We start from the raw sequence: 5,660 nt of genomic DNA, 5'->3' as shown, positions 1-5,660 counted from the left end.
AAGCTTTTCTAAGAACATGGGCCTGATTTGGAGTGAGGAGCGTACGATATGTTATTAGACATCTGGTCTGTCTCCCAATGCATAGTCGTCTCCTCGTCTCCTCGTTTAATCCCCGTCTCCCCATAAACCCCCATGCACCCGACCGCCGAAAGCTTATCTGCTGGGCGTTTGAGGTTTTCTGCGGCGGGTGATGGGGAACGTTATGCCGCCTTCAGTGATCGACCTATGTGTTCTTCAGTAAGCTCCAGTTCTTGAGCAATATCAAGGTGCAACTTTTCTAGATTAGGAATAATATACTTAGCTCCTCTCTTATTCCATAATTATTGTGAAAAAGCTCACTCATCTCCCTAGTCTGGCAAAGTGGCTTGCAAATACGATCCAGAAATCTGCTGACAAGAAATACTATCATCGTCGCCTAGAAGAAGATTTGGCTCTCCGATCTTCCATACATCAAGAGTTGCAAAAGCTTGTCTATCAAGCTCATGAGGATGCAAGACGAAAGTTAAGAAATCTTGTGGGAATCTCTCAATCACTAGACTTGTTTGAGGAACAAGAGACACCCGGCATAGATACTACGATCATTGATGATTTTCCCCGGTATTTAGAGCTGAAAACCTTAAAAGGTTACTTTGGCGAAATCATGGCGGCAGTCGTTGCAGAAAACTTCAACCCACTTGATGAAGATTGGCAGGTTTTTGCATTCCCCTTTCGGTTACACCAGACCGCTTATCATGCACTAGAGCAAGTCAGGCAAGAAGGTGGCTCTGCTCCAACCATTATTGGTCGGCTTGGTGATGATATGCTGGCATTCCATTGCGATGACCAAGGAAAAATCACCCGTGTTTTGTTCTGTGAGGCAAAATGCACAGCTAACCACAGCTCTAATTTGATTACTGAAGCTCATAAAAAATCAAGTGATAACAAATTAATCCCTAATGACTGCCTAACATTGATTGGGATTCTTGAAGACTATGCAACTTCTGGTTCAAAGGAAGAGCAGTGGATCAAAGCGCTGCGTCGTCTATGGTTGTCTACAAGAAATCCGATTCATGAACGGTGTGATCTTGTTGTATATAATTGCGGCTTACCACCAATTAGGGCAAGCTCAGTAATAATTCCAACTTCTACTCCTCATCAGGAGTACAAGGCTCAACGGCGATTGGAAGCTGTTGAAATTCATCTGCACGATGTGAATGGGCTGGTTGAGGAAGTCTATCAGGTTTTGGCTCAACCCATTACATGTACTCTCAGTGAAACCGAATTATCAACTCTGTGGGATAAAGTCATCTTTCATGTTCCTCAACAACATCAAACAATTATTCGAGAAAGTTGTTGCTTAATGGCTTTTGACAGCACAACGGCTGTCATTGGCGTAAATCTATTAGAAAAGTTTAGGGATGTACAACGAAGAACTTCTATCATCCAAGACGCTTTTCAAGCATCTGGTCATTTTACGAGTAGTGAATTACAAGGTAAAATTGACGTAAGACTTAAAGTTGAATACATAAGAGCATCCGTTGACAAAGAGGAGCAAATGCCGGTCGAAAGACCTACGATCCAACCTGATGAAGAAACTGTAGCTCTGGCATCACAACTTGTTGAATCCTTAGTAGGTAGTGGTGGATTACCTCCTGACCTAGCCCGACTCTACAGCCATCATACAAGACTTCGAGAGAACCAACCAGGTTTACAGACTTGGAGCCAAGCTGAAGCTAACAATCGCCTTGAAGATGTAATGCGACTTCTTGAAGCAGCTTCGATCCAAAGACAATCTGAGGACAACCAATGGCAAAAAACTGTATTACGGGCTGGAGAGATTTTAGAGTGGTTGCCAATCAGTGGTATTGATAGTGATGAGGTCTGTACACGCCTGCTTTCTGCTGCTTGTTATCAATTAGCAGGCTACCCTGCAAGGGCGCTAGGTCTTTTACAACAAGAAAATAGTCTAAACAACGAGTCTGGAATTTTGATAGCTCTGCTGAAGGCTGATTTTGTTGAGTTGTGGCAGCAAATAAGTCGATACTGGTCACGAACAATATCAACAATGCCAGCCTCTTCCCAGTTAGACATTCGGGATACTCACCCGATAGAGGCGATGATTATTCGAGAAACAGTTAGTGCGTTAGGTGTTCTATGTGCCACTATGCGCTGGGGAATCAACTCACGGATGCAGAAAGCTCTTGATAAGCTTACTGCTGTTAGTAAAGTTGTCCTTCATGGGCGAAATCCCTATGCTTGGATTCTATCTAAACTATGTGCCGATGTTGCCGCTACTTATGTTGAAAACAGTATGCGGCAGCATCTCAATATCTTGCTTCAGGGCATGAGTTCAGATGGCAGAGCCATCTTTGAACGTTACTTAAGATACGGTTTTCAATCAAGGCGATCGATGGCATGGCCATCTCAAATTAGTGGAATTCAAGCACTGTCTAGACAAGAATCTTTTGCACTTTGTACACCTACCGGATCGGGTAAAACAACAGTTGCAGAATTAGCTATTCTTCAAAGTCTTTTTCCCAATAATTCTGATGTGGAGCAGCATTCTTCACAAGCTCCCTTAGTGATTTATTTAGTCCCTTCCCGTGCATTAGCAACAGAGGTAGAAGCCAAGTTGGCACGTGTTTTGAAGCGATCAGCACCGCCTCATCAACAGATTACTGTAACGGGTTTGTATGGTGGTACCGACTGGGGTCCGACAGATGCATGGTTAACCGCTGATGAGAAAACAGTTCTAATCTGCACCTATGAAAAAGCAGAAGCATTGATGAAATTTCTCGGCAGCTTCTTTATTCCCAGAACCACGCAAATTGTAGTTGACGAGGCTCATACTGTTCAGTTCACTGGAGCAAAAGATAAGTTACAGAAATCTGAGAGTCGATCATTAAGATTAGAATCTCTGGCTGCTAGGTTGTTCAGTTATTTGCACCAAGATCGCTGCCGTATTATTGCCTTGTCGGCTGTCGCTGCTGAATCAGAAGGCGCACTAGCTAAATGGATTACTCATCAAGATGATGCAACGCCAATCAAAACGTTTTACAAAAGTACTCGGCAACTTATTGGAAGATTGGAATGCCTTTCAGGAAGAAGATTTGAAATCCGCTATGACTTGCTAGATAATGCCCCATTACAGTTTTCCAGGGTGGAGGCTGCTGACAGTCCATATATTCCAAGTCCATTCCCAGCATATCCTGCATCTCCCAAATTTGCAGGAAAAAACTTTACAACAGCAGTTCGTCCCTATGTTCTCTGGGCTGCAATGCATCTTGCGGCACCAGATGCTCAAGGACAACAGCGTGCTGTCCTCATTTCTATCAGCCAGAAAATTAGCGATTATGCCAAGGATTTTCTGGAACTGCTTGAAGTCACTTGGAAAAATATTCCTCAAGTTCCACAGTTTTTTCAGACTCCTTTAGAAGAGAGGAAAAGAGAGCTTTGGCAGAAATGCCTACAGTCATGCGAAGACTATTACACAACTAATTCCCGTGAATATAAACTACTGGCTAGAGGTATCGTTGTACATCATGGCAGTATGCCAGGACTAATGGCACGTTTTCTCATTGAGCTGATTGAAGACAAGATTGTTCATCTGGTTATGGCAACATCAACTCTTTCTGAGGGAGTTAATTTACCTTTTGAGACAGTATTAGTTCCAAGCCTTCAGCGGTGGGATGGAGATATTAGCGTTAGCGAATTCAAAAATCTTGTTGGTCGAGCTGGTCGCCCAGGCTTTGGGACAGAAGGTCGTAGTTTAGTGCTTATTCCAGAACAGCCAGAACGACCTCGGAGAGGTCAAGACGTAGAAACTTACAATAAGAAAATCAAAATCCGTAATCTTTATAATTCTCTTGCTCGGCAGTTACAAGAACCTCCAGCAGATAGCAATGACGGTGCAATCAGCCCACTTGCAACATTAATTACCCACTTGCGCGATCAATGGCAAAAACTGGTACCCAATGGAAGCAATACAGATTTCCTGACATGGTTAGAGCTAACAGCACCCATCACTGCACCAACAGCAAGTGAAATTGAAGAGGGGGCAATCGAGAGTCTGGATTCTCTAGATAATGTCCTGCTTGCCGCCATTGTTGAGGCTGAACAAATTTCTGCGGGTGAAATGGAACTCAATGAATTAGAGTCAGAGCTACGCAGATTATGGCAACAAACCTATGCCTACTATGCCAGCCAAAATCAAGCTCAGTTGCAAGAGTTCTTTGTCCGTCGAGGAAAAGCATTGAAGTCAGACATCTATCCAGTCTATGGTGAACGTAAGCGCCTATATAAAACCAGCTTACCCCCGCGATCAGGAAATCAGCTTCTAAATCTTTATCGCAGAATCAGAGATCATCTAGAAACGGGTGCAGACTACCAATCTTGTCAAGAGGATCAACAGCTTAACTATATCCGAGATACGATTCGATTGATGGCTGAAGTAAATACATTTAGCATTGACGATCTAAAAGGAAGAGGCAAGGGAGCGCCAACCAGTTGGGAAAACATTCTGCACTGGTGGCTTTGCCATCGACGTTCACCTCACCAACCACGAGAAACGCAAATTTCTGACTGGCATAAATTCATCAATAGTAACTTTAATTATCGATTCAACTGGGGGCTTGGGAGTATCCTAGCTTTAGCTATCGACGAGGCTTTCGGTGAAATGCCCCTTGAACCGTTTTCCCTGGAAAACTGGCCCAGAATTGGATTGCCTTGGATTGTGTTCTGGATGAAAGAACTGATTGTTTGGGGAACCTTAGATCCAGTTGCCGCATATCTGCTAGCTAGGATTGATGGCGTAACAACTCGCAGACAGGCGGAGGAGTTATCACAAAGCTACTATCAATCCGTTAGTAGTCTAAGCGCTAACGATCAAATCAGCCCGATAGCCATCAGGAATTGGGCGCAGCAAGCATTTTCCTCAATTGAGCAACAGCCTCTTCAACTCCGCCCAAGCCAACAGATTGCTATTAATCTGCTTCGGGACTTTAGCCAATTATCTGAGCAAACGTGGAGGGTTATTCCAGTAGAAGTTGGAGACCAAATCCATTGGCTTGATCCAGCAGGGTTTCCACTTGCATCTTGCCCAAAACCGGAAAACTGGCAGGAAAAATATTTAAGCAGGTTTGACTTTGAACTAAATTCAAACTTACGAGTCGTTACTTCAACTTTTTATCTGGATTGAGACAAAGGAGGTAGCAGGTCAACATGAGATTGTGGGGAGTCCCGGCGGCATAACAAGTCGTTGGAGCGGCAGTTTGAGACTTTTCTGCTCCGTTTTGGTGTTATCTGCTGCCGCTCAACTTAGTCGTTAGCCTGCCCAGTTATCGGTGGGGCAGTAGCCCAAAGACAATCGTTAAGTGTTCAGCATCAACCAACCCTTAGATCATCGATTGGACAACACTTGGAGGACGATATTGGGGCAATTACTTTTCTTGGAACTGTCTGATCTGTTCAGCCGTTGGATTTTATAGCTATAAATGAACTGTTAGTTTTTAACGTTTTGGTCTAGAACATACATGAAAAAATTAGTTGAGTTTACATTCTGGACAATGACAAGTTTCTGTTTTGCTTCTGCCCCGTTCTCAAGCGGCTAAATCAGGTGGGTCAAGGGTTTTAGACATCTCAGTTTTATTAGCCAGTAATTTAGTCAAAAGTAGAGTGGGTCT

The 5,660-nt window shown here is 43.6% G+C and carries 1 protein-coding gene; it reads left to right on the top strand.

Annotation, left to right across the window (positions count from 1 at the left end):
* Positions 1–325: 325 nt before the first annotated feature.
* Complete coding sequence (locus VB741_RS14570) at positions 326–5,176, top strand: DEAD/DEAH box helicase (protein ID WP_323365912.1); 4,851 nt, start codon at positions 326–328, stop codon at positions 5,174–5,176.
* Positions 5,177–5,660: the final 484 nt, after the last annotated feature.

Source organism: Leptothoe sp. PORK10 BA2 (assembly GCF_034932105.1).
Classification (GTDB): domain Bacteria; phylum Cyanobacteriota; class Cyanobacteriia; order Phormidesmidales; family Phormidesmidaceae; genus Leptothoe.
Note: the sequence above shows the minus strand (reverse complement) of the source record. Positions and strands in the feature narration are given on the sequence as shown.